The organism is Pseudomonas sp. JDS08PS003 (genome assembly GCF_045013505.1).
Lineage (GTDB): Bacteria > Pseudomonadota > Gammaproteobacteria > Pseudomonadales > Pseudomonadaceae > Aquipseudomonas > Aquipseudomonas protegens_B.
Window position 1 is genome coordinate 3946757 of the sequence record NZ_CP120724.1, and the last position, 23696, is coordinate 3970452.

Sequence of the window (23696 nt, forward strand, 5' to 3'; positions counted from 1 at the left end):
CTGAACGCCCCAGGCTTGAGGCTTACTGCGGCCCTTCATGCCTCCACCTCTTGGGCGTCTTCACGCTTGCCGAAGCGCCGACCCAGGCGGTCGAAGTACAGGTAGATCACCGGCGTGGTGAACAGGGTCAGCACCTGACTCACCAACAGGCCGCCCACCATCACCAGGCCCAGGGGCTGGCGCAGTTCGGCACCGGAACCGGTGGCCAGCATCAGCGGCACCGCACCAAACAGCGCGGCCAGGGTGGTCATCAGGATCGGTCGGAAGCGCAGCAGCGCCGCCTGATAGATCGCCTGTTCCGGGGCCATGCCCTGGTGGCGTTCGGCGTCGAGGGCGAAGTCGATCATCATGATCGCGTTCTTCTTGACGATGCCGATCAGCAGGATGATGCCGATGATGGCGATCATGCCCAGGTCGTTGCCGCTTAGAATCAGCGCCAGCAAGGCCCCCACCGCCGCCGAGGGCAAGGTGGAGAGGATGGTGATCGGGTGGATGTAGCTCTCATAGAGCACCCCGAGGACGATGTACATGGTCACCACCGCCGCCAGGATCAGCAGCAAGGTGCTCGACAGCGAGGCCTGGAAGGCCTCCGCCGCGCCCTGGAAGCGGGTCTGCACCCCTACCGGCATGCCGATCTCCTGCTGCACCTGCTCGATGACATTCACCGCCTCCCCCAGGGCTACACCGGGAGCCAGGTTGAAGGACATCATCACCGCCGGGAACTGGCCGATATGGGCGATGGCCAGTTGCGCCTGGCGCTCCTCGACATGGGCCAGGCTCGACAGCCGCACTTGCCCGCCGTCGGTGGTCTTGACGTGGATCTGCTCCAGGGCCTGGGGTCCGATGCGCTCCCCGGCCTGGGCCTGGAGCACCACCCGGTACTGGCTGGCCTGGGTGTAGATGGTGGAAATCTGGCGCTGGCCGAAGGCGTCGTACAAGGCGTCGGTGATGTTCGACACCGAAACCCCGACCCGGGACGCCGCATCGCGGTCGATCACCAGATACACCTGCAAGCCCTTGTCCTGCAGGTCGCTGGCCACGTCGGTGAGCTGCGGACGTTGCGCCAGGGCTTCCACCAGACGATTGCTCCACAGGCTCAGCAGCTCGGCGTCCGGCGACGACAGGCTGAACTGATACTGGGTACGACTGACCCGGTCTTCGATGGTCAAATCCTGCACCGGCTGCATGAACAGGCGGATGCCCAGCAGTTTGTCCACTTCGGGCTGGATCCGCGCGATCACCTGGGTCGCGCTCAGGTCACGCTGGCTGTGAGGCTTGAGGTTGATCAGCAAGCGCCCACTGTTGAGGGTGGCGTTGTCGCCGTCGACGCCGATGTAGGACGACAGGCTTTGCACTGCCGGGTCCTGCAGGATGATCTTTGCCAGGTCTTGCTGGCGCTGGCTCATGGCGGCGAAGGACACCGACTGCGGCGCCTCGGAAATGCCCTGAATAACCCCGGTGTCCTGCACCGGGAAGAAGCCCTTGGGCACCACCAGATAGAGCAACACGGTCAGGCTCAGGGTGCCGACGGCCACCATCAGGGTCAGGAATTGGTGCTTGAGCACCCACTGCAACTTGCGCCCGTAGCTTTCGATCAACCAGTCGATCCAGGCTCCGCTGGCGCGGTAGAAGCGCCCCTGCTCTTCAGGCTTGGGCTCACGCTTGAGCAGCCGCGCGCACATCATCGGGGTCAGGGTCAGGGACACCACCAGGGAAATCAGGATCGCCACGGCCAGAGTGATGGCAAATTCACGGAACAGCCGGCCCACCACGTCGGCCATGAACAGCAGCGGGATCAGCACCGCGATCAGCGACAGGGTCAGGGAGATCAGGGTAAAGCCAATCTGCTTGGCACCCTTGAGCGCCGCCTGCATCGGGCTGTCGCCCTCCTCGATGAAGCGCGAGATGTTCTCTAGCATGACGATGGCATCGTCCACCACAAAACCGGTGGCGATGGTCAGGGCCATCAGGGTCAGGTTGTTCACCGAAAAACCGGCCAGGTACATCACGCCGAAGGTGCCGATCAGCGACAGCGGTACGGCAATCGATGGAATGAGGGTGGCGCTGGCCCGACGCAGAAAGAGGAAGGTCACCATCACCACCAGGGCAATGGCGATAAACAGTTCGTGCTGCACATCGGTGACCGAGGCGCGGATGGTCTGGGTGCGGTCGGTGAGCACCGTGACGTCCAGGCCCGCCGGCAGGTTGTCGGTGATGCTCGGCAGCAGCGCCTTGATCCGGTCCACCACCTCGATCACGTTGGCCCCGGGCTGGCGCTGGATATTGAGCAGCACCGCCTGGTTCTCGTTGGCCCAGGCCGCGAGGCGCTCGTTCTCGGCGCCGTCGACGATCTCGGCCACATCCTTCAGGCGCAGCGGTGCGCCGTTCTTATAGGCCAGGATCAGCTCGGCGTAATCCTTGGGCGAGGTCAGCTGGTCATTGGCATCGAGCATCGAGACCCGGGTCGGGCCGTCGAAGTTGCCCTTGGGCTGGTTGACGTTGGACGCGGCAATCAAGGTGCGCACATCCGCCAGGTTCAGGCCGTTGGCCGCCAGGGCTTCAGGGTTGACCTTGATCCGCACTGCCTGGCGCTGGCCACCGGCGATACTGACCATGCCGACGCCGCTGATCTGGGCAATCTTCTGTGCCATGCGGGTGTCCACCAAGTCATTGAGCTTGGGCAACAGCATGGTCTTGGAGATGATGGCCAGGGTCAGCACCGGGGTGTCCGCCGGGTTGACCTTGTTGTACACCGGCGGGGCCGGCAGATCCTTGGGCAGCAGGTTGGTGGCCGCGTTGATGGCCGCCTGCACCTGTTGCTCGGCCACGTCCATATTGATGTCGAGGCTGAACCGCAGGGTCAGCACCGAGGCGCCGCCGGAACTGGTGGAGGCCATCTGGGTCAGGCCGGGCATCTGCCCGAACTGACGCTCCAGGGGCGCGGTGACCGCGCTGGTCATCACGTCCGGGCTGGCCCCGGGGTACAGGGTCATGACCCGGATGGTCGGGTAATCCACCTGGGGCAAGGCCGAGACCGGCAACAGGCGATAGGCGATCAGGCCGGCCAGGACAATGGCCAGCATGCTCAGGGTGGTGGCTACCGGACGAAGGATGAACAGCCGCGAGAAATTCATGCGCCGACCTTTTGCGCCTTGCCATCAACCGGCTTGCCATCCGCTGCCGGCGCACCGGCGGGCTTGCCCTGCAGGTGTTCGGTGGGGGTGGTGGGCACTTCGCTGCTGTCGTTGACCACTTCCACCTCGCTGCCATCCTTGAGGCGGTCGGTGCCTTCCATCACCACCCGGTCACCGGCCTTGAGACCGTCCTTGATCACCGTCAGGTCGCCGTTGCTGTCACCCACCTGCAACTGACGGATCTTCACCTTGTTATCACCGTCCATGGCGTAGACGAAGGTACCGTTGGTGCCGAACTGGATCGCTGCCGAAGGTGCCAGCACCACGTTCTTCAGGGTGTCGGCCAGCAGCCGCACATTGACGAACTGATTGGGGAACAGGCCCTGGTCACGGTTATCGAAGCGCCCCTTGAACTTCAGGGTGCCGGTGGTGGTGTCGATCTGGTTGTCCAGGCTTTGCAGCACGCCGCTGGCTTGCAGTTTCACGTCGCCACGGTCCCAGGCTTCCACCGCCAGTTTGGCGCCGCTGTGGTAACGCTTGAGCACGGTTTCCAGGCTGTTTTCCGGCAGGGTGAAGGCCACGCTGATCGGCTGGGTCTGGGTGATGATCACCAGCGCCGTGGTGTCGTTGGCGGCCACCAGGTTGCCGACGTCCAGTTGGCGCAGGCCCAGGCGACCGGCGATGGGCGCACGGATGTTGGTGAATTCAAGGTTGAGCTTGGCGTCGTTGACCGCCGCCTGATTGGTCTTGACCGTGCCCTGGTACTGGCCCACCAGCGCCGCAGCGGTGTCCAGGGTCTGTTTGGCGATACTGTCCTGGGCGTACAGGCCGCGATAACGCTCAAGGTCGACCTGGGCGTTCTTCAGCTGGGCCTGATTCTGCAGCAAGGTGCCCTCGGCCTGGAGCAAGGCATTCTGATAGGGCCGCGGATCGATCTGTGCCAGCAGGTCGCCGGCCTTGACCATCTGCCCTTCCTCGAAGTTGATCTTGACCAGCTCCCCCGCGACCCGGCTGCGCACATTGATGGTGTTGAGTGCCGTCACCGTGCCCAGGGCCTTGTAGTACAGCGGGAAGTCGCCCTGAGTCACCGGCGATACGCGCACCGGAATCGGTCCGCTGGCGCCGCCGAAACCGGGACGCACGCTGCCACTGCGCCCGGTATGCCCGGTCGCGGCTTTCTGCCCGGCAGCCTCCTGATGGGTACTGGCCGGCCAGAATTTCCAGCACAAGCCCACGACCAACAGCAGGACGAACAGGCCGAACAGCCAGCGACGGGAGTTGCGGGGAGCAGAGGATTGCATGGAGTGATCAACCATTGGGCGCGTGGGAGTCTTCTTGAGAAGGCTGAAAGATAAGCACTAGAGCTGTTTTAGCAAAGCGCCTTTACCGGCAATTTACCTTTGACTGACGTTTTAAGGTGCGGCGCTAAGCCACTGAAGCACAAATAAAAACGGCCTGGACAGGGCCAGGCCGTGAATAATTGTAAAGGCTGTTACTTGAGTACGGCCAAGGCCGCGTCGTAGTTCGGCTCTTCAGCGATTTCCTTGACCAGTTCGCTGTGCAGCACTTTGTCGTTTTCGTCCAGCACCACCACGGCGCGGGCCGTCAGGCCGGCCAGTGGGCCGTCGGCAATGGCGACACCGTAGTTCTCGATGAACTCACGACCGCGCAGGGTCGACAGGTTCTGCACGTTTTCCAGGCCTTCGGCGCCGCAGAAACGGGCCTGGGCGAATGGCAGGTCGGCAGAGATGCACAGCACCACAGTGTTAGCCAGTTCGTTGGCCTGAGCGTTGAACTTGCGTACCGAGGTAGCGCAGGTTGGGGTGTCGACGCTTGGGAAGATGTTCAGCACTTTACGCTTGCCGGCGAGGCTGCTCAGGGAAACATCGGCCAGACCCGCGCCTACCAGGGAGAACGCAGGAGCCTTGGAACCCACTTGCGGCAGCTGGCCGTTGACCTGAACCGGGTTGCCTTTGAGAGTGACTTGAGCCATGAACGGAGTCCTTTATTGAACAGTGATGATGGAACAGCAATGAGAAATTCTTGAGAGGCCGAAGTTAAGCATGAAACGGCGCGGGCACCTATTGCCGGGCGGATAAATTGTCCAACAAACCGCTTCAACAGCGCCCAGGCGGACCGCGCAATGATCGGCAATGCTCCTACAGGTGCGCCAGCAGCAGCTCCGCTACCGGGCCGCCGGACGCCGGGTTCTGCCCGGTGATCACTCGCTGGTCTTGCACGGCAAACGGTGCCCAGGGCGCGGCGGCCTTCTGGTACAGGGCACCCCGCTTGACCAGCTCGGTTTCCGTCAGGAAGGGCACATACGGGTCCAGCTCGACCAGCTTCTCCTCTTCATTGGAGAACCCGGTGACCTGCTTGCCGGCAATCAGCAGCGAGCCATCGCTGAGCTTGATGTTCAGCAAGCCCACCGCGCCATGGCAGACCGAACTGACATAACCGCCCTGCTCATGGATTTCACGGCTCAAGGCCTGCAGCCGAGCATTGTCGGGAAAGTCCCAGACCACGCCATGCCCGCCGGTGTAGTAGATCGCCACATAATCCTCTGAGCGGACCTGCTCCGGCTTCAGGGTCGCGCCCAGGCGGCTCATGAAAGCGCTGTCCTGGTAACACTGCCAGTCGGTGTCGTCAGCCATGGCCAGGCTATGGGGATCGATGGGCACGTAGCCGCCCTTGGGGCTGACGTAGTCCACCTCGAACCCTGCCGCCTCGACCTTTTTCACAAAGTGCACCGCCTCCCCCAGCCACAAGCCAGTGGCACGGTTCAAGGTCGGGTATTTGGCCACGCTGGTCAGGACCACCAGAATTTTCTTGCTCACGGCATGCTCCTTGGATATCCACACAGAGAATCACGAAGACGGCGCAACGCTCAGCAAGCGCACCATGTTGCGCTGCCGGGCATCGAAAATACGCGCCATGTAGCGATTGACCACCAGCCGCTCCAAAGGTGCACCGCCAATGGCCCGATAGGTCACCCGGTCGGTGTACAGGGCTCCCCCTTCGGCAGCCTCCACCCGATGCTCATGGCGAAAGGCTCGCAACGGCCCCTTGAGCATTTCATCGACAAAATGCCGGTCGCTCACCTCACGGATGACCACCGTCCAGTTCGCCGGAATGACACCCCACATCCAGTGCCTGAAGCTGAACTGGCGCCCGGCGCTGATGCGCAGATCGTTGAGATCGATACCCCCCAAGGGCGTAACGGGCTCGGGAAAGATCTTCGGAAAGTTGACCCCCTCAAGACAGAAATCCAGCACCTGAGCCGGACTGCAACCTGCCAGAAAAGTCGTGCGTTCAACTACGGGCATACCTGAAAGCTCCTTCCTCAACCAAAAGATACATCACACGCAGGATTAGAATAAATCTATAAATAGTTGTTTTTATTGATTTTTTTAATCTATAAACAACATTAACTAAACCACTCAAAGAACAAGGTTATAGTCACAATCCACTTGAGGTTGCTCACTCCCTTCGAGCAGTCCCATACCACTCGGAGCGTACCTTCCGGGCGTAGCAAATCAGCGCAGACGAGATCCTTACCGCACCACACGGCCAACGCTGAACCGCCCTGGCCTTCCCACTTTTCAATAGACGGATTCGAGTCGGGGACTTTTATCCGAGAAACCGGTAGGGTGCGCAATTTCATCCATCCATCACTGGATGCTGCTGCGGGTTGCACGGAGTCTTACCGCCCAATGAGCTGCTGGACCCTACTCGGCCTGCCGGCCACCGCTGACATCCGAACCATCAAGCGCCACTACGCCAGGCTGCTGAAGCAGACCCGCCCGGATGAAGATCCGCAAGGTTTCCAGCGCTTGCGCGACGCCTATGAAGAGGCACTGGCCCATAAGGATTGGGAGCAACAGAACGAGACCCTGGAGACGGTCGAGACCTGGGCAGACAACGAGCCGGTCACCTTGGCGCTCTCACCCGTGCAGCGAGTGGCTATCCTGCTCAAGGAGCTGCATGTCGATCAGCTCGACCAGCGCTTTGAGCAGGCCCAGGAGCAGGCATGCGCCTATGAGTTCGAACTGGCCCTGCTGCGCTATTGCGTCGAACACCCGGCACAGGCCGACGCGGTGTTGCACTGGGGTTTCGAGCATCTGCGCTGGATGAGTGCCTGGCAACGCCTGGATCTGCCGGAATATCTGGTGCTGGAGTTGCAGCAACAGCTCTATCAGCGAGTGCAAGAGCCGCTGGCCGCAGCCCTGGAGGCCAAGGATGAAGCGGCGTTCCTGCAGGCCTACGCCCAGCGTTCAGCCCATTCCTGGCTGCTCCACCTGCAACATCGACAATGGTTCAACCAGTGGCTGGCACAGACACTGGCCAATAGCCCCTATTGGTCGGTGGCGGTGTTCCAGGCGGTCTGTGCCGGCCAAGGCTGGCACACCAATACCGGTGACAACTGCCCGGAAGTGCTCTGGCCACGCCTGTTGAAACGCCATCAGGCACCGCTGTACCTGGCCCACCAGCAACAACTGGCGAGCGAACCGCCGAGCACCCCGGAGCACCGTGCTGCACGCTTGTTGCTCGCGCCCCTGAGCTTCCGTCAGCGCCGCGCCTGGGCCCGGCAGCTGGGCAGCCTGGACTGGCAAGCCTGCCACACGCTGGCCGCAAGCCTGGCCGCAGACTACCCGGAAGTCGCCGCCGGCATGCCCGCCAGCAACCCCTACTTCTGGCGGGACTGGGAACACGCGATCAACAGCTGGCCGATGCTCCTGGGCGTGGTTCTGGCCAGCCTCACCGGCGCAATGGCCGATTACGCCGGGCAAGACAGCAGTCCCTGGGAGATTGTCGGAGTGACGCTGGTCTGGGCTCTGTGCTTGTGCGCCGCAGGCGAAGGGCTGCAGCGACTTTGGCGGCCCCTGAGCCAACGTCTGTTCCAGTGGGACGAGCGCCTCAGCCAACGCCTGCCTCGGCACCGGACGCCCTATCACGGCGTGCAACTGATTCGCGACCTGTTGCCCGCAGCGCTGCTGGGCGGACTGCTGGGCGTGGCGGTCCACCCGGTGGCCACGATCACTTATCTTGGGGTCCTGCTGCTGGTGGCCCTGGCCCGTCAGCGCCAGATCGACCCGCTGAACGCCTGGCAACGCATCAATCCCTGGCCGCGCCGCCTGCTGCTGGGCACGGGACTGGTGCTGCTGGTGGCGGCAATTGCCACCCTCAAGTGGTTCGACGAGCGCCACACCACCGGGCGTTACCAGGGCCTGCAGCCCTGGACCGAGCGCCTGTGCGCGCGCATGCCGGCCAATGTCCCCGAGTGCGCAGCACCGGCCACCGAGGCACAGTGGTACCCCAAGGAGAACCGGCCATGAGCCAACGCCCATTGCTGATTTTCGGTTGCGCGCTGATTTTTGGCTTGTTTGCACTCCTGGGTGCCGGAGCCCCGATCGCCCGCTTCGAACTGTGGCTGGCCGGCCTGGACAGTGCCGCCAGTGCCCAGGCTGCGGCCAGGGCGCCGCTGATCGACTGCGTCAACCAATACGATGTGCCATGGCGCCTGGGCTATTACACCTACGGCACTCAACCGGCCTGGCGCATGGCGTTCGCCGATCTGCTGAACAATGCCAAGGACTTCGCAGACGGCGCGAAGACCGACATGGACACCCTGCCCGCCCGCGACTGTGAACCGCGCATGCTCTATCGACTGCGCCACCTGCAACCCGACGCCCCGCTGATCGGCCTTGCCGAGCGCTACATCGACGCGCTGCACCAGGCCAACCTTGCCCGTCGCGCTCATTCCAGCGCCGTACCCGGCGCTTACATGCCGGCCGAGGAAGACACAGCCACTGTTGCCCTGCTCCAACCCAAGTTCGACCACTACCTGCAAGCCTCCGCCGACCTGCGTGACGCCCTGGCGAGCGCAGACATCGGCGCCCGACGCGAGCAACAGCGGCTGCTTGAGCAACGTCTTGGACAGGACATCCACTGGCACCTGCTGGACTACATGATCCAGGCGCGGCTCACGGTGGAGCAGATCAGCCAGGGCGTGCGCGAAAAAAAACTGACCCCGGAACAACTGGCACAAGCCAGCCAGGATCTGCAACGGGCCTGGGATGCCGGCCAGCCCTTGCGCAACCGACCACAAAGCAGCCGCACACAACCGGCCTATTACCTATGGAGCCAGATCACGCGGCCAGCGCAGCGCTACCAGCAAGCCTTGCTCGCCTTGCATCAGAACTGGCAGAAACAGGCTGCACCACAGCGTCTGAGCGAGGACTATCACGCCGTCATGCGGGCCTACGACTCGCTGCTCAGTTACTACAACAAGCAGGCCCAGATGGACTATTGAAGCGGCAGCAGCCCCTGTTGGCCGCCGCCGGACAATCAGGCCCTAACGCGCCTTGAGCTTGGCAAAAGACTGGTGGAAGTCCGCCGCCCAACCGTCGATGACGTTCTTCACGTCATCGGCCTTCATCACTTGCGTGTCGTTTTTCAGGGGCTTGCCGGTGCCCTTGCGCACCACCTGAGCAATCACTTTGCCACTGCTGCCATCGAGAAACACCGCCTCGGTGCCCAGCGTGGTTTCCTGGTCGCGAATTCCGGTGGCGGTGCTGACCGCCGCTGCCACCAGGGCCACGGGAATGATTTCATACGGCTTCAGGCCTTCGGTTTTACTGCTGACAGCGGTGATCGCCGCCCGTACGACCACCACGCCCGGACCAGGGCCCTCGGCGAGGGGCAAGCTGCGGGCCGCCTCACGCCTGAGGGCCTGGTCGTAATACTGATTGATACCGTTGAGGGTGCTCTGGGGAATCTTCGCTGTGGCTTGTGGCTGCGGGTAGAACTGGGTGGGCTCGATATAGATCGCGCGGTACCGGCCTACATCCAGTTTGGGATCGATCCAACGCATCACCTCCACCCCGGAGGGCGACTTGGCCTCCTTGAGCCGGCTGTAGTCCTGGAGAAACCCGGAATATTCGTCGGGCTGGGTCACTTTGCTGGAGCAGCCGACCACTGCCAAAGAGGCAAGGCACGCGGTGCCGATCATCAATGCAAGTTTCATGGGTAACTCCTGTAGGTGAAACAGCCAGGAACTGGCCAGGGGAATTACAGGTATAGCCAAAGGATTGTTGCTGAGCCGGGTGTTTTTAGGATGGAAAGACCCCAGGGACCCCGACAAAAGCCATCTTCGGGGCCCCTTCGCCGGCAAGCCGGCTCCTACGGAAAAGGTGCCGACGGTTACCGGCGGCGGAACAGCGGGCGAGGTTCGATCACTGAGCGACCATAGAGCACGCTCATGCCCACCAGCCCCTTGAGGGCGTCCTGGGCGCACTTGTCTTCACGCACGGCAAAGCTGTCGAAGCCGCACTGACGCATATGGCTCAGTTGATCGCGCAGCACGTCGCCAATGGCCCGCAACTCGCCCATCCAGCCCAGGCGGGTACGCAACAGGTAGGCCTGGCTGTAGCCCCGACCATCACGAAAACTCGGAAAATCCACGGCAATCAGCGGGATCAGCTTGAGCCAGGGCTTGAGGCTTTCCACTTCGTCATCCGGGCCGATCCATACGCCGTCCCGGGCCGGGTGATGCTCGATGCGCCGCATCAGCCACAGGGCCAGGGGCAGGATCAGCGGCCCGTCGGGCAGCGTATCGTCGACCCCGCGCACCAGGCTCCAGGCATCGTCCTCCACCAATTGGGCTTCGCCCTCATGCAGACGCAGCAGGTTGTTCATGCCAGCGCCTCCACAGCCTTGGGATAGACCCGCTCCTTGAACGGCTCCAGGCCGATGCGCTGCAGGGTTTCGACGAAGGGTTCGTCGCTTTCGCGGTAGCGCACGAAGGTGGCAATGATGCGCTCGATCACTTCGGGGATTTCCTCGGCGCTGAAGGACGGCCCGATCACCTTGCCCAGAGCACTGTCACGGCCCTTGGCGCCGCCCAGGGTGACCTGAAACCACTCGCTGCCGTTCTTGTCGACCCCGAGGATGCCGATATTGCCGATGTGGTGGTGGCCGCAGGCGTTCATGCAGCCGGAAATGTTCAGGCTGATGTCCCCCAGGTCGTGGAGGTAGTCCAGGTCCTCGAAGCGCTGCTGGATGGCCAGGGTAATCGGCAGTGACCTGGCGTTGGCCAGGGCGCAGAAGTCGCCGCCCGGGCAGGCGATGATGTCGGTCAGCAAGCCGGCATTGGCGGTGCCCAGGCCGTGCTCGCTGGCACACTGCCAAAGCTCGAACAGCTGCGACTTGGGCACATCCGGCAGGACGATGTTCTGTTCATGGGCAATACGGATTTCGCCGAAGCCGAAGCGCTCGGACCAGTCGGCCACCGCCTCCATCTGCTGACCGGTGACGTCCCCCGGCGGCGAGCTTGGCCCCGGTTTGGTGGACAGCACCACGCAGGTGTAACCCGGCACCTTGTGCGGGTGCACATTGCGCGCCACCCAGCGCGCGAAGGCTGGGGACTCGGCCAGGTGGCTGCCGTAATCCAGATCGGTGTCCGCCAGGCGCTCGTAGATCGGCGGCACAAAGGCGCTGGCGACCCGCTGGTACTCAGCGTCAGTGAGCTGCGCCGGGCCGTCCTTGAGGTGCTGCCACTCCTCCTCCACTTCCTTGGCGAAGGCCTCGATGCCCAGGGCCTTGACCAGGATCTTGATCCGCGCCTTGTACTTGTTGTCACGCCGGCCGTAGCGGTTGTAGACCCGCAGCACCGCCTCGACATAGGACAGCAGGTGCTGCCAGGGCAGCCCGTCGCGAATCTGCAGGCCAAGGATCGGCGTGCGCCCCAGGCCCCCGCCCACAATCACGCGCAGGAGCATTTCGCCGCTGCGGGCGCGGTAAAGGTACAGACCGATGTCATGCATCATGATGGCCGCGCGGTCCTGCTTGGCCGAGCAGATGGCGATCTTGAACTTGCGTGGCAGGAACAGGAATTCCGGGTTGATGGTGGACCACTGGCGCAGGATCTCCGCCAGGGGGCGCGGGTCCAGGTACTCATCGGCGGCAACCCCGGCAAAAGCCTCGGTGGTGATGTTGCGCACACAGTTGCCGGAGGTCTGGATGGCGTGCATCTCCACCTCGGCCAGGCGCTGCAGGATGTCGGGCACCTGGGCCAGCTCGATCCAGTTGAACTGCAGGTTCTGCCGGGTGGTGAAGTGGCCGTAGCCGCGATCGAAGTCCCGGGCGATGCTGGCCAGGGTGCGCATCTGCCGGGCGCTCAGGGTGCCGTAGGGAATCGCCACCCGCAGCATGTAGGCGTGCTTCTGCATATACAGGCCGTTCTGCAGGCGCAGGGGCAGGAATTCCTCTTCGCTCAGCTGGCCGCCCATGAAGCGCTCGACCTGATCGCGAAACTGCGCCACCCGCTCAAAGACCAGGGCCCGGTCATAGTCGTCGTACTGATACATGTGCCTATCTCGTCCTCATCGGTGCTGGTCGTGCTCTAAACGGCGCGTGTTGTGAGGGGGCGACTATGCGCGTGCGGCGCAGAACGTTACAGATTCAGGTAAAAACTAAAAAACCATATCAGCCACTACCGAAGCACCGTGGACATGAGATAAATCTGATCCGTATTAATGCTGTTTTTCTGAGTCTGTTTTGTTTCCCCGCTGATTCCTACAGTGCACCCCGTGCCAGACCGGGTGGCCTGGCAAGACTTTGCAACCGTGGAAGCATTGACCATGAACTCAGCAACAATCGGACAGGCTTACAACTACAAGGTGGTTCGCCAATTCGTCGTCGCAACCGTGGTATGGGGCGTGATCGGCATGGCCATGGGGGTGTGGATCGCCTCGCAACTGGTGTGGCCGGAGATGAACCTCGATCTGCCCTGGAGCACGTTCGGCCGCCTGCGGCCGCTGCACACCAGCCTGGTGATCTTCGGCTTCGCCGGCAGCGCCCAGTTTGCCGCCAGCTACTACGCCGTACAGCGCACCTGCCAGGTACGGCTGTACTCCGACACCCTGGCCGCCTTCACATTCTGGGGCTGGCAGTCGGTGATCGTGATCATGCTGATCACCCTGCCCCTGGGCTACACCACCACCAAGGAATACGCCGAGATCGAATTCGCCGGCGCGGTGTGGATGGCCGTGGTCTGGGTGGCGTATGCCATCGTGTTCTTCACCACAGTGGTGCGGCGCAAGTGCCGGCACATCTATGTCGGCAACTGGTTCTTCGGCGCCTTCATCCTGGTGATCGCCATGCTCCACGTGGTCAACCACCTGTCGATCCCGGTGGACTGGTTCAAGTCCTACCCGGTGTATTCCGGGGCCACCGACGCCATGGTCCAGTGGTGGTACGGGCACAACGCCGTAGGCTTCTTCCTCACCACCGGCTTTCTCGGGATGATGTACTACTTCGTGCCCAAGCAAGTGGGACGCCCGGTCTACTCCTATCGCCTGTCCATCGTGCACTTCTGGGCGCTGATCACCCTGTACATCTGGGCCGGCCCGCACCACTTGCACTACACCGCGCTGCCGGACTGGGCGCAGTCCCTGGGCATGGCCATGTCGCTGATTCTCCTGGCCCCCAGCTGGGGCGGGATGATCAACGGCATGATGACCCTCTCCGGGGCCTGGCATAAGTTGCGCACCGACCCAATCCTGCGGTTCCTGGTGCTGTCCCTGGCGTTCTACGGCATGTCGACCTTTGAAGGCCCGATGATGGCGATCAAGACCGTCAACGCCCTCTCCCACTACACCGACTGGACCATCGGCCACGTTCACGCCGGGGCCCTGGGCTGGGTAGCGATGATCACCTTCGGCGCTATCTACCACATGGTGCCCAAAGTGTTTGGCCGCGAGCAGATGTACAGCATCGGCCTGATCAACACCCACTTCTGGCTGGCCACCATCGGCACCGTGCTCTACATCGCCTCGATGTGGGTCAACGGCATCACCCAGGGCCTGATGTGGCGTGCAGTCAACGAAGACGGCACCCTCACCTACTCCTTCGTCGAGGCCCTGGTGGCCAGCCATCCGGGGTTCGTGGTGCGTTTTGCCGGTGGCGTGTTCTTCCTCAGCGGCATGCTGCTGATGGCCTACAACACCTGGCGCACCGTACGCGTGGCCGATGAAAAACTGGCCCTGAGCGACGCGCAGATCGCCTGACCCAACCAATGCCCGCCGGTCCCAGTGACCGGCGTTTTTTTCAGGGAGCCGGATGACCGATGGATATTCTGTTCAACCTGCTGGGGGTGGCGTTTCTCTACCTCTGCATCGAGTACTGCCTGCGCCACCAGAGCGCCAAGAGCCTGGATGACGCCAGCCTGATTCCTTTTGCCGACGACCCCGACGTGGCCCGCCGGGTGGAGTTGGCCACGGGCAAGAAGATCAATGCCGTCGCGCCGGAAGAGCCCAAGCCGGGATGGATCAACCTGGACATGTAACGCCCCGTAGGAGCCGGCTTGCCGGCGAAGAGGCCCGCAAGACGTGCACATGACCGGCGATCGCTTTCGCTGGCGAGCCAGCTCCTACATCAGACGCGCTATCAGGCGCGCTCGCGGGGGATCAGGCTCTGCAATTGGGCCGCCAGGAAGTTGCCGTCGAAAACGAAGATATCGGGGTCCTTGAGGCCATTGGTCTTGCGCCATTGCCAACTGCCGGAGGGCTCGCCCACCAGGGAAACACTGCCCAGGCGCGCCGCGGTCAGGCCGATCACCGCCAGGGATATCTGCCCATTGGGCCCCATCACATCCGGGACGAACTCCACCGGCTTGCCCGCTATGGCGATGGTCAGTTTCTCGCTCTTGAAAGTGGAACTCTCCACCGGCAATGCCGGGCTGAAGGCCACATAAGGCTCGCGGTGCAGCTCCAGCAGGTCCGGCAGCAGCACTGGCGCCAACCACTCTTCAATCTGCCCGAACAACTCATGAATACGCTGGGCCCAGACCACCGACTGGCTGTCGAACAGCTGCTTTTTGTGGGCTTCGCTGGCGGCGTAGTGCCGGAGCATCTCGCCCAGTTGCTGGATATCGTCCATTGCGGTGTGTCCCTGGCATCGACCCTTGGGAACAGCAGGTCGCCGGACTTGATCATGGCAGATGCCGGTGCCGGACGTTGGGGTGTTTACCCAAGGGCGCGCGGGTGAAAGCGCAGCCGGTACTGGCGCGGGGTCAGGCCGAGGCTTTTGCGCAAGGCGCTGCCCAGGTGCGATTGGTGGGCAAAACCGCTGTCCTGGGCAATCGCCGCCAGGGGCAGGTCCGTGTGTTCCAGCAGGCGCCGGGCCGCTTGCAGCCGCACCTCGGTGATCCAGGCATGGGGCGTCATGCCGACGGCGCGGCGAAAGTCGCGCAGCAGGCGCAGTTCGTTGTGGCCGTAAGTGAGCGCCAATTGCGCCAGGGACAAGGGCTGGGCGTACTGGTCGGCCATCTGCTCCAGCACCTGGCCCAGTCGTGGTAACGGCGCCGTGGGAGTGTGGCGGGACTGGGACAGACCGACAAAGGCCAGGGCACAGTGCTCCAGGGCCAACTCATCGATTGCAGGCGCCAGCAACAGACGCCGGGCTTCACGGCCCAGGGCCAGAGCGCCGGCATGCCCCGGACTCTGCAGGCGGCGCTCGCCGGGGATCAGTGGCGTCTGCTCCTGCCAGCGCGCCAGCAGGTATTCACCGCCACAGGCAGATTCGGAGAACACTTCAACACCCTTGGGCGTCAAGGCCAGGGTGCCGGGCCAGGTGTCGAAATCCTCGCGCCGGTCGGAGTCGATGGCATGCACCCCACGCTGGCGTTCCAGGGTCACGCCCAGGGTCTGCCACTGCGCCGGATCGCGAGCGCTGTAGGCGGCTGCGGGCAACAGTTGCAGGCAGAGCCGACCGTCCAGCAGGCTGCGGTTGAGAACCTCGGGCATATGAAATTTCCTGATAGATCGATACCACGGGCCACGGGAGACTGAAGGCCCTTCTACACCATGACTCAAGGAGCTGCACATGCGCACCATCGGCCTGATCGGCGGCATGAGCTGGGAATCCAGCGCCGAATACTATCGCCTGATCAATCAGCAGGTTCGCGATCAATTGGGGCCGCTGCGCTCGGCGCGGTTGCTAATGTACAGCGTCGACTTCGGGCCTGTCGAACGGGCCCAGCACGCCGGGCACTGGGATGAAGCGGCGCGGATTCTGATAGATGCCGCCCAGCGTTTGCAGGATGGCGGGGCCGAGTGCCTGGTGCTCTGTACCAACACCATGCACAAGGTGGCGCAGCAGATTCAGGCGGCGACTGCAGTGCCCTTCCTGCACATCGCCGACCCCACGGCCCAGGCCGCGCTGGCGGCCGGCACCCTGAACGTCGGGCTGCTGGGCACCGCCTTCACCATGGAGCAGGAGTTCCTCAAGAGCCGCCTGAGCCAGCAAGGGCTGAAGGTACTGGTGCCCGATGCGCAGGAGCGCCAGGCCGTGCACCGGATCATCTATGAGGAGTTGTGCGTGGGGGTCATCAGCGACGCGTCGCGCCGGGTATACCAACAGGTGATCGAATCCCTCAAGGCCCGTGGTGCCCAGGCGGTGATCCTGGGCTGCACGGAGATCGGCCTGCTGCTCAAGCCCGAGCACAGCCCCCTGCCCCTGCTCGACACCACCGAACTGCATGCCAGGGCGGCGGTGGCCTTTGCCCTGGCGGACGAGCCGGCCTGACGGGGTCACAGATCAAGCGGGACGGCGCAGGCGCGCCATGCTCAGCACGTCGACGTACTGCCCGCCACGGATGGCGTAGTCCCGCAGTTGGCCTTCGGTTTCAAAACCGAACTTGTGGTACAGGCCGATGGCCGCCTGGTTATCGGCATAGACCGTGAGTTCGACCCGACGCAGGTTCATCCAGTTGTCCGCCACCTCCAGCACCGCTGCCAGCAGGCGGCTGCCGATACCCTGGCGTTGCCAGGCCGGGGACACGCCCATGCCGATGTCGGCGCAATGGGCCCGGCGCACCCGCGCCACCTGCAGCAGGCTGCAACTGCCGATCACCGCGCCCTGGTGCAGGGCCACCAGGGCCACCAACCCTTCGTTGTCCTGGCCCAACCCGACGCGCTTGCGCCACAGTTCACGGGATTGGTAAGGCAGTTGCAGGGTCTGGGCCGCCACGCTGGGTTCGCTGTACAGCGCCGTCAGACCCTCGATATGGGCTTCGTTGCAACGCTCGATAACGATAGTGGGATTGGCGTTAGGCATGGCCAGGTCTTCCTTGAAGTGGAAATGACCATCGAGTGTAAGGGCATGAGCCTCTGCATGACGAGGGGATCCTCGCCCGTTGGAGCTGGCTTGCCAGCGAAGGCGTATCGCAGAGCGACGCCAGGCTTGCGGGCCTCTTCGCCGGCAAGCCGGCTCCTACGGGGGGAGCGCGCAGTATCGGCAGTTGTGGGGGCTGGCCTGCCGGCGAAGGCGTCGGCAGCTCCAGCCGCGTGCCCTTTCGCCGGCGAGCCGGTCCCTACGCAAAGGCGGATCACGGGTGGATCAGGCGAACCAGTCCTCTCGCTCGCTGAAGGTGTGCAGGATCAGGTCCACTAGCTGCTGCACTTCGGCTTCATGGGCCACCTGGGCATTCACCGCCAACCAGGCGCGGCGTTGCATGGGCTCGGTGAACAACCCCGGCAAGGCGGTCAAGCCACGGTCGAAGCGGCTGATGTATTGCGGCAACAGGCCGATGCAGGCGCTGCAACGGATCATCTCCAGCATCAGTTCATAGGCATGTACGTGCACCACCCCCGCCAGGCGTTGTTCCACCAGGCTGTTCCAGGGCCGGAACGGCTCTACCTGACGGTCGTGCTGCCACTGCACCAGCATGTAGTCGGCCAGGTCGTCGAGGCTGTCGGGACGCGCCGCGACCCGGGAGTAGCGCTTGGCGATATGCGGCAGGTAGTCGATACGCGCCAGGGGCAGCGGCTCGCGGGTGGCGAAGCTGGGGCCCGGCAACGGCGAGTCTTCGGCCGCCAGCCACAGCACCAGATCGGCACTCAGGGCCTGCAGGGACAGGTCGCTGTCGATGGAGATGATCTCCAGGCGTGCGCTGGCATTGCGCCGCAGCAAGGCGATCAGGTCGCGACCGAGAATGTCGTGGAGGATGGTTTCCGCCACGGCAACACGGATCAACGGCTGCTCGATCACCGGCAGCCGCCGCTGGTGGGCCAGGGCAATCAGTTGCGCCTGCAGTTGCAGGCCCTCGCGACTCAGGCTCAAGGCACTCCCCTGATAACAGAACAGTGAGCGGCGCAGGTGCTCTTCCAGCAGGGCCAGTTGCTTGCGTAACAGCGTGGCCTTGATGTTCAGGCTGCGGGCTGCCTGCATGAAGCAACCGCAGCGGGCACTGACCAGGAAATACTGGGCGACCTCCGGATCGATCCCGGCGGCCAGGGCCAGCCAGGCTTCCCGGGGTTCCTGGGGCGCAACGTAGGGTGCAACACCCTGGAGTGGAGCGGGTTCGAGAAATGACATTGGTGACTCCCTGTCTTGTTGAGTGTTGCTTCCTTGGCTAGCGGGCGGCGGAGTCCGCAAGACCGCCTTCGCTGGCAAGCCAGCTCCTACAGTTGCCGATGCTGCGTGTTGCCCCCCCGTAGGAGCCGGCTTGCCGGCGAAGAGGCCCGCAAGATCGCCTTCGCCGGCAAGCCAGCGCCTACAGCTTGTCCTCCAGGACCTGATTCAGTAAGGCACCGTCGATGCTCAGGGTCGCGCTGTTGAGCATGCCTTCCAGGTAGGCCTTGGCGATCTGTTCCTGGCGCTGGGCGCGCAGGGCCTGGGTCAGGCGATCACGCAGTTCGTCCAGGCTGGCAGTGCGCGCCGGTTGCTGTTCGGTGAGCTTGAGCACGTGAAAACCCGCTGCGCTCTGCACCACCTCAGAGACACCACCGACCTTGAGCCGGGCCACGGCGCTGCGCACCTCCGGCAGCAGTTGCTGCAAGGGCTGCAGGCCGGAGTCGCCACCGCGCTGGGCGCTGTCGCGGTCCTGGGAATACTGCGCCGCCAAGGCGGCAAACTCCCCCGGCACGGCCTGGGCCTTGCGGCTCAGTTCCAGGGCCTGTCGACGCACCTGCTCCAGCGCCTGGAGGTCGCTCACGCCCAGGAAGATCTGGCTGACCCGGTACAACGCCGGGGTCATCCAGGCCGACTTGCCGCTGTCATAGGCCTGCTGCAGTTCGGCGGCACTGGGGTAGTCCGCCGGCACCTGGCTGACCGACTGCAAATAGTCGCGAAACACGATCTGCTCGGTGGCGGCGCGGGTCTGCTGTTCCACGTCCGGGCGCTGGCGCCAGCCCTGGGCGTCGGCCTGTTCCAGCACCGCCTTTTCCGCCAGCCGCGAGCGGATCCAGGCCTCCAGGGCCGGGCGATTGGCCCGCAATTGCCCCCGGGACTCCTCGGGCAGGCTGGCGAACAGCGCCTTGAGCTCCTGCGCCGCCACAAGCTGGTTGCCCAGGCGCGCCACGGTCGGGGTTGTCGCCAGTTGCTGTGCCAGTACGGTGGGTGCCGGCTGCTGCGCCGCCACCGGGTCGTTGCCCGGGCGCAAGGCCAGGCCGAGCGCCAGACCGAGCAGGGTCAGCGCTCCGGCACCGACCACCAGGGTCGGCTTCTTCACAGGCTGACCGCCTCTTCCAGGGGTTGGCTTTCAGGGCTTGGCGCCTGCTCGGCCTGGGCCTGCAACTGCGCCGCCTGCTGGCTGTATTCGCGCAGGTAGACGATGAACTCCTGCAGCAAGCGATCCCACAGTTCCAGCTGGCTGCGCAGATGGGTCTCGCCGACCCCGGCCACCACCACGTCCATCTCCATCACCAGGAACTCGCCCTGCAGCGACAGCCGGGCAAAGCGCCGCGAGGCGTTCCACAGTTCCGCTAGCCCCGCCGGCAGTTCGCCCTGCACCCGCAAGGCGCAGCTGTAGGTGAAGTCCACATAGTGCCCGGCTTCGCTGCCCGGGTTGCCGAAACGCACGGCGTAGCCGATGCCCTGGCTGGCGCTGAGCAGTTGCACGATGCCGTTCTGTTCGGTCTGGTTGACCCGGTAGCCGGCGCCTTGCAGCAGGTCGGTGAGGCTTTCGGTGGTGACGCTGGTAATCAAAGTCATGGTCATCTCTTCCCTGGTGATCAGTGGGTGCTCGCCGCCCGGGGGGCATCGAACTGGGTTTGGTAAAGCTCGTCGCCAAAACCCTGGGCCAGCTCTTCGAACTTGACCCGGGCGCTGCCGGCGAAGGGCTGGCGGATTTTCACCAGCTCAGCCACATCGATTTTTTCGTAGGCCGCCAGAATCTGTTTGGCGATGCCGTACATCTGCTGATTCTTGACCGCACATTGCTGCACTTGTGTGTCACGTTCGCTCAATTGCGCCTGCAATTTCGCCCGCTCGGCTTCCTTGCCTCGGGCCAGCACCAGTAAGTCCTCGTAGGCTTTCTTGAACTTGCCCAACTGCTCGCTGCTGGCCGCCGCCTGAGCTTGTGCCTGGCTTTGCAGGTTCTGCTGCTGGCCGAGCAGTTGCTCGGCCACGCCGCGGGTCTTGGCCAGCTCGGCGCTCAGTTGCTTGACCTGGGCCTGGGCTTCCCTGGCTGCGTTCTCGGCGGCAATCCGCGCCGCCGCAGCCTGGGCCTGCTCGCTTTGCAGCGCCTGCAACTGCTGGGTAGTGCTGCGCAACTGGGTGCGCAGGCGCTCCTCCATGCCTTCGGCGCTAGCGCTGGCGCTGGCCAACACGCCCCAGGCCACTAACAGGCTGACCGCCCCTGCCCTCGCTCGGCTGTTCATAACCTTCCTCCTGATGCTTAGAAGCGCGTGTTGAGTTCAAGCTGCATGACGTCGACTTCATAGCGCGGCCCGTAGACTTCCGAGGCGCTCATGTAGCGGGCCGTGGCGTAGATGTTCTTGTCGATGCCGTAGTTGCCGCCGACGAAATAACCCTTGGCGTTGGTGCCCCCCAGGTGGAACGAGGAATCGTTGAAGCCGTCGGGCAAGGCATCGGGCTGGATGTACTTGTAGCCAGCCAGCAAGTTCCAGTCGCCGGACTTCTTCATCTCCAGGGCGTTGCCCAGGGTGAACTGCACCATCAGCGCGTTGCCGCCGCTTTCGAACTGGCCGTTGCGATTGATGTTGTTGACGATCTCGCCCTCGCTGCGCTTGAGCATCTCGCCCTTGTCGTAGGCCAGGTTGCGGATGAAGTTGGTCTGGCTGCGCAGGCGCAGGTCGTCTGGCAGCTCGGTGTCCCAGGCCAGGTTCAGGTCGAGCACGTCGAACTTCGAGGCCAGGCCGACGAACTGCGGCTGCGGGGTCAGGCCCGGCGTGGCCGGGTTGGGGGTGATGTCGCGCAGCAGGAACACGCTGTTGCCCTTCTGCATGAAGGCCACGCGCGAGCCGTCGGTGTCGCAGCCCGGGGCCCCGGCCCAGGGCGCGCAAGGGCTGGAGCGCTGGCCTTCGATGTCGTCGAAGCGGTAGTAGGCCAAGGCGCCCTTCAGACTGTTGCTGCGGTTGATCTTCCAGTTGGCGCCGATCTGCCCGCCGAACAGCCACTTGGTGTCGCTCTCGTTCTTGTCGAAGCCGTTGCTGGTGGCGGTGTCGTTGGTGTACTCCACCGGGAAGGCGCCGAGGGTGCCGAACAGGCCCCAGTCGCTGTTGAGTTTGTGGTTGAAGATCGCCGCCACGCCGTCGAAGTTGAGGTCGTTGGAATACAGCATGTCGGTGGAATAGAACGGGTTGGCAATCCGCCCCCCGGTCAGGGTCAGGTCCTGGGTGGCCTTCCAGGTCAGGTAGCCCTGGTCGAGCCAGATGTCCTTCTTGCCAAAACCGCCGCCCAGGGTCTGGGTGGTGGACACCGGGTTGTTGTCCGAGCCGGTGCCGATGCGGATGCCGGCGGTCCATTCCGGCGAGATCACCGCCTTCATCCCCAGGCGCGCCCGCAGGCGAAACAGATTGTCGCGGTCTTCACGGCTGTTGAGCAGCGGCGGCAGCTTGCTGTTGGTGTCTTTGTTGACGTCGTAGGGACCGCTGTCGTTGAGCTTGGCGTAGTCGACGATCTCGTTGCTGTTGTTGTCGGCGAAGAACCGCGACTCGTCCCGCAGGCGGATGTCGCCGTCGAAGCTGATGCGCGAGATCCAGTCCGGGAAGGTGTTGGGCTGGGCCCAGTTTTCCTGCTTGGCGGTGGCCATGACCTCGGCCTTGACCTGATCGCGGATCTGCTCGCGGACGATGGCCGGCACATATTGCACCCGTACATCACCGGGCGCCGCAGCGGGACCAGTAGCGGCCACCGCTGTGGCGGCACGGGCCTGCTGGGCCTCTTTCTCGGCCTGGGCGATCAGCCCGTCGGCCTGCTCCTGCTTCAATACCCCCTGCTGCACCAACAGACGGATCAGGTTGATCGTGGCGTTCTCCGAAGGCGCGGCGGCAGCCGCGGCCTGTCCGGCCAGGGTCAGGGCGACCATGCCGAGCGCCAGGGTCAATCGATTCACGGTGGAAATCATCTGCACACAACTCCTGTAGAAACTGCAAATAGGGGTTCGCTCATTCCGGACGCCGACCCTTGAGGGACAGGCGTACCGGCAAGGTCAGGGAGGCCGGCATGCGCTCTTTCAGGCGCGGCGTGGCCCGCAGCGCCGCCAGCACCTGCTGGTCGGTCTCGGGATTGCCGCTGGAGCCGGCCAGTTCAGCGCGGGTCACTTGCCCGTCGGCGCCCAGCCACAGGTCGACCTGCAGCGCATAGGCCTTCTTGCGCAGCTCCGGGTCCTCGCGCAGCGCGCGCTGGAAGGTCGCCGCCAGGTACTGCTTGTAGGTGCCGGTGCCCAGCCCGCCGCCACCGGCGCCGGCCATGCCGCCGCCCTTGCCGGCACCGACGTTGAAACCGTCGTTGCCGGACTGGGCCTCGCCGTCCATCTGCATCGGATTGGCCAGATCATCCGCCGGCGATGGCGGAGCCTCCTCCTCCGGCTTGACCTCCTCGGGGGTGGGCGTGGGTTCGGGTTCCGGGATCTTTTCTTCCACCGGCTCCGGCTCCTTGGGTTTCTCCGGCGGCGGTGGCGGCGTTTCCGGAGGCGGCGGCAGCGGGATGATGGTTGGCACTTTGGGCGCCTCCCGGCGTACCCCGGCCATGTCATTGGCCCACTGCCACAAGAACCAGGCGGCCACGGCCCCCAGCAGCAGGCCGACGCCCCACTTCAGCAGTTGCACGGCTCGCGGCTTGTTCTGCACCGGGGGCAGCTGGATAGGTTGTTGTGCGGTCATGTCTCAGCCCTGGCTCGGTTTGCCGGTGACCAGGCCGACCTGGGACAACTCCAGGCGGCGCAGCAGGTCGAGGACTTCGATGACCTTCTGGTACTGCACCGTGGCATCGCCACGGACGATGATCGGGAAGTCCGGGTTCTGCGCCTTCTCGATGCGCAGGCGCTCTTCCAGCTCGCCCAGGGTCACCGGGTAGGCGTCGAGGAACACCTGGCCGCCATCGTTCACCGAAATGGCCTTGGTCTTGGCCTCGGACAGCGACACCGAGGCGCTGGCCTTGGGCAGGTGGATCTGGATGCCCGAGACCTGGGCGGTGGCGGTGAGGATGAACATCACCAGCACCACCATCAGCACGTCCACCAGGGGCGTGATGTTGATGCTGTCGACGGCGGCATCGTCTTCGTCGTCATGGGAGGCGTTCACGGAAGCCATGGCA

23 protein-coding genes are annotated in these 23696 nt (G+C 63.9%); 5 read left to right on the plus strand and 18 right to left on the minus strand.

Translation table 11 applies throughout. From position 1 onward, the window contains the following. Positions 1-35: 35 nt before the first annotated feature. From P7C00_RS17440 to P7C00_RS17460, 5 genes are all read right to left on the minus strand, one after another. Complete coding sequence (locus P7C00_RS17440) at positions 36-3134, minus strand: MdtB/MuxB family multidrug efflux RND transporter permease subunit (protein WP_404936952.1); 3099 nt, start codon at positions 3132-3134, stop codon at positions 36-38. Continuing rightward, positions 3131-4450 (minus strand): MdtA/MuxA family multidrug efflux RND transporter periplasmic adaptor subunit, encoded by a 1320-nt coding sequence (locus P7C00_RS17445; protein ID WP_404936953.1) that lies wholly within the window; start codon positions 4448-4450, stop codon positions 3131-3133. Before P7C00_RS17445 ends, P7C00_RS17440 begins: the two co-directional genes overlap by 4 nt. 176 nt (positions 4451-4626) lie before the next feature. After that, complete coding sequence (gene tpx / locus P7C00_RS17450) at positions 4627-5127, minus strand: thiol peroxidase (RefSeq protein WP_123725341.1); 501 nt, start codon at positions 5125-5127, stop codon at positions 4627-4629. 166 nt (positions 5128-5293) lie between these two features. Continuing rightward, positions 5294-5971 carry a type 1 glutamine amidotransferase domain-containing protein gene (locus P7C00_RS17455; protein ID WP_404936954.1) on the minus strand — a complete coding sequence of 226 codons (678 nt, stop codon included), beginning with the start codon at positions 5969-5971 and terminating at the stop codon, positions 5294-5296. Between the two features lie 30 nt (positions 5972-6001). Next, on the minus strand, positions 6002-6460 hold the full coding sequence (locus P7C00_RS17460; protein WP_346634282.1) for an SRPBCC family protein: 459 nt from the start codon (positions 6458-6460) through the stop codon (positions 6002-6004). 387 nt (positions 6461-6847) lie between these two features. On the opposite strand from P7C00_RS17460, the gene P7C00_RS17465 reads away from it, so the two are divergent. After that, the gene (locus tag P7C00_RS17465) at positions 6848-8470 is read left to right on the plus strand and encodes a J domain-containing protein (protein ID WP_404936955.1); all 1623 of its coding nucleotides are present in this window, start codon (positions 6848-6850) and stop codon (positions 8468-8470) included. Beyond that, complete coding sequence (locus P7C00_RS17470) at positions 8467-9447, plus strand: DUF3829 domain-containing protein (RefSeq protein WP_404936956.1); 981 nt, start codon at positions 8467-8469, stop codon at positions 9445-9447. Before P7C00_RS17465 ends, P7C00_RS17470 begins: the two co-directional genes overlap by 4 nt. A gap of 42 nt (positions 9448-9489) precedes the next feature. On the opposite strand, the gene P7C00_RS17475 is transcribed toward P7C00_RS17470, so the two are convergent. From P7C00_RS17475 to P7C00_RS17485, 3 genes are all read right to left on the minus strand, one after another. Next, positions 9490-10161, minus strand: coding sequence for a DUF3313 domain-containing protein (locus P7C00_RS17475; protein WP_404936957.1), 672 nt, complete (start codon positions 10159-10161; stop codon positions 9490-9492). 176 nt (positions 10162-10337) lie between these two features. Further along, positions 10338-10832 carry a DUF934 domain-containing protein gene (locus tag P7C00_RS17480; protein WP_346634278.1) on the minus strand — a complete coding sequence of 165 codons (495 nt, stop codon included), beginning with the start codon at positions 10830-10832 and terminating at the stop codon, positions 10338-10340. Then, the gene (locus tag P7C00_RS17485; RefSeq protein WP_346634277.1) at positions 10829-12502 is read right to left on the minus strand and encodes a nitrite/sulfite reductase; all 1674 of its coding nucleotides are present in this window, start codon (positions 12500-12502) and stop codon (positions 10829-10831) included. Before P7C00_RS17485 ends, P7C00_RS17480 begins: the two co-directional genes overlap by 4 nt. Positions 12503-12775: 273 nt before the next feature. On the opposite strand from P7C00_RS17485, the gene ccoN reads away from it, so the two are divergent. Both ccoN and P7C00_RS17495 read left to right on the plus strand, forming a co-directional pair. Then, positions 12776-14203 carry a cytochrome-c oxidase, cbb3-type subunit I gene (gene ccoN, locus P7C00_RS17490; protein ID WP_346634276.1) on the plus strand — a complete coding sequence of 476 codons (1428 nt, stop codon included), beginning with the start codon at positions 12776-12778 and terminating at the stop codon, positions 14201-14203. A gap of 59 nt (positions 14204-14262) precedes the next feature. Continuing rightward, complete coding sequence (locus tag P7C00_RS17495; RefSeq protein WP_060843700.1) at positions 14263-14481, plus strand: hypothetical protein; 219 nt, start codon at positions 14263-14265, stop codon at positions 14479-14481. Positions 14482-14582: 101 nt separating this feature from the next. Here P7C00_RS17495 and P7C00_RS17500 read toward each other — a convergent pair whose 3' ends face one another. After that, positions 14583-15074: a hypothetical protein gene (locus P7C00_RS17500; RefSeq protein WP_346634275.1), complete on the minus strand. Its 492-nt coding sequence runs from the start codon at positions 15072-15074 to the stop codon at positions 14583-14585. Positions 15075-15160: 86 nt separating this feature from the next. Next, on the minus strand, positions 15161-15940 hold the full coding sequence (locus tag P7C00_RS17505; protein ID WP_404936958.1) for a helix-turn-helix domain-containing protein: 780 nt from the start codon (positions 15938-15940) through the stop codon (positions 15161-15163). A gap of 79 nt (positions 15941-16019) precedes the next feature. On the opposite strand from P7C00_RS17505, the gene P7C00_RS17510 reads away from it, so the two are divergent. Continuing rightward, on the plus strand, positions 16020-16721 hold the full coding sequence (locus P7C00_RS17510; RefSeq protein WP_404936959.1) for an aspartate/glutamate racemase family protein: 702 nt from the start codon (positions 16020-16022) through the stop codon (positions 16719-16721). A 12-nt stretch (positions 16722-16733) separates the two neighbouring features. Here P7C00_RS17510 and P7C00_RS17515 read toward each other — a convergent pair whose 3' ends face one another. The 8 genes from P7C00_RS17515 to P7C00_RS17550 form a co-directional block, all read right to left on the minus strand. After that, positions 16734-17252, minus strand: coding sequence for a GNAT family N-acetyltransferase (locus tag P7C00_RS17515; protein WP_346634272.1), 519 nt, complete (start codon positions 17250-17252; stop codon positions 16734-16736). 282 nt (positions 17253-17534) lie between these two features. Then, on the minus strand, positions 17535-18512 hold the full coding sequence (locus tag P7C00_RS17520; protein ID WP_346634271.1) for a LysR family transcriptional regulator: 978 nt from the start codon (positions 18510-18512) through the stop codon (positions 17535-17537). Between the two features lie 178 nt (positions 18513-18690). Next, positions 18691-19647, minus strand: coding sequence for a peptidylprolyl isomerase (locus tag P7C00_RS17525; RefSeq protein WP_404936960.1), 957 nt, complete (start codon positions 19645-19647; stop codon positions 18691-18693). Further along, the gene (locus P7C00_RS17530) at positions 19644-20129 is read right to left on the minus strand and encodes a YbjN domain-containing protein (RefSeq protein WP_404936961.1); all 486 of its coding nucleotides are present in this window, start codon (positions 20127-20129) and stop codon (positions 19644-19646) included. Before P7C00_RS17530 ends, P7C00_RS17525 begins: the two co-directional genes overlap by 4 nt. A 20-nt stretch (positions 20130-20149) precedes the next feature. Then, positions 20150-20797: a DNA repair protein gene (locus P7C00_RS17535; RefSeq protein ID WP_404936962.1), complete on the minus strand. Its 648-nt coding sequence runs from the start codon at positions 20795-20797 to the stop codon at positions 20150-20152. Between the two features lie 17 nt (positions 20798-20814). After that, on the minus strand, positions 20815-22506 hold the full coding sequence (locus P7C00_RS17540) for a putative porin (protein WP_404936963.1): 1692 nt from the start codon (positions 22504-22506) through the stop codon (positions 20815-20817). Positions 22507-22546: 40 nt separating this feature from the next. Further along, complete coding sequence (locus P7C00_RS17545; RefSeq protein ID WP_346634266.1) at positions 22547-23263, minus strand: energy transducer TonB; 717 nt, start codon at positions 23261-23263, stop codon at positions 22547-22549. Positions 23264-23266: 3 nt separating this feature from the next. Further along, entirely contained in the window at positions 23267-23692 is a 426-nt protein-coding gene (locus tag P7C00_RS17550; protein ID WP_011061113.1) for a biopolymer transporter ExbD, read from the minus strand. Positions 23693-23696 lie beyond the last annotated feature (4 nt).

Coding starts and splice junctions, on each gene's coding strand:
- P7C00_RS17460 (WP_346634282.1), bottom strand. CDS start 6,460: ATGCCCGTAGTTGAACGCACGACTTTTCTGGCAGGTTGCAGTCCGGCT.
- tpx (WP_123725341.1), bottom strand. CDS start 5,127: ATGGCTCAAGTCACTCTCAAAGGCAACCCGGTTCAGGTCAACGGCCAG.
- P7C00_RS17530 (WP_404936961.1), bottom strand. CDS start 20,129: ATGACTTTGATTACCAGCGTCACCACCGAAAGCCTCACCGACCTGCTG.
- P7C00_RS17505 (WP_404936958.1), bottom strand. CDS start 15,940: ATGCCCGAGGTTCTCAACCGCAGCCTGCTGGACGGTCGGCTCTGCCTG.
- P7C00_RS17470 (WP_404936956.1), top strand. CDS start 8,467: ATGAGCCAACGCCCATTGCTGATTTTCGGTTGCGCGCTGATTTTTGGC.
- P7C00_RS17540 (WP_404936963.1), bottom strand. CDS start 22,506: ATGATTTCCACCGTGAATCGATTGACCCTGGCGCTCGGCATGGTCGCC.
- P7C00_RS17495 (WP_060843700.1), top strand. CDS start 14,263: ATGGATATTCTGTTCAACCTGCTGGGGGTGGCGTTTCTCTACCTCTGC.
- P7C00_RS17500 (WP_346634275.1), bottom strand. CDS start 15,074: ATGGACGATATCCAGCAACTGGGCGAGATGCTCCGGCACTACGCCGCC.
- P7C00_RS17445 (WP_404936953.1), bottom strand. CDS start 4,450: ATGGTTGATCACTCCATGCAATCCTCTGCTCCCCGCAACTCCCGTCGC.
- P7C00_RS17465 (WP_404936955.1), top strand. CDS start 6,848: ATGAGCTGCTGGACCCTACTCGGCCTGCCGGCCACCGCTGACATCCGA.
- P7C00_RS17485 (WP_346634277.1), bottom strand. CDS start 12,502: ATGTATCAGTACGACGACTATGACCGGGCCCTGGTCTTTGAGCGGGTG.
- P7C00_RS17520 (WP_346634271.1), bottom strand. CDS start 18,512: ATGTCATTTCTCGAACCCGCTCCACTCCAGGGTGTTGCACCCTACGTT.
- P7C00_RS17515 (WP_346634272.1), bottom strand. CDS start 17,252: ATGCCTAACGCCAATCCCACTATCGTTATCGAGCGTTGCAACGAAGCC.
- P7C00_RS17480 (WP_346634278.1), bottom strand. CDS start 10,832: ATGAACAACCTGCTGCGTCTGCATGAGGGCGAAGCCCAATTGGTGGAG.
- P7C00_RS17510 (WP_404936959.1), top strand. CDS start 16,020: ATGCGCACCATCGGCCTGATCGGCGGCATGAGCTGGGAATCCAGCGCC.
- P7C00_RS17545 (WP_346634266.1), bottom strand. CDS start 23,263: ATGACCGCACAACAACCTATCCAGCTGCCCCCGGTGCAGAACAAGCCG.
- P7C00_RS17475 (WP_404936957.1), bottom strand. CDS start 10,161: ATGAAACTTGCATTGATGATCGGCACCGCGTGCCTTGCCTCTTTGGCA.
- P7C00_RS17550 (WP_011061113.1), bottom strand. CDS start 23,692: ATGGCTTCCGTGAACGCCTCCCATGACGACGAAGACGATGCCGCCGTC.
- P7C00_RS17440 (WP_404936952.1), bottom strand. CDS start 3,134: ATGAATTTCTCGCGGCTGTTCATCCTTCGTCCGGTAGCCACCACCCTG.
- P7C00_RS17535 (WP_404936962.1), bottom strand. CDS start 20,797: ATGAACAGCCGAGCGAGGGCAGGGGCGGTCAGCCTGTTAGTGGCCTGG.
- ccoN (WP_346634276.1), top strand. CDS start 12,776: ATGAACTCAGCAACAATCGGACAGGCTTACAACTACAAGGTGGTTCGC.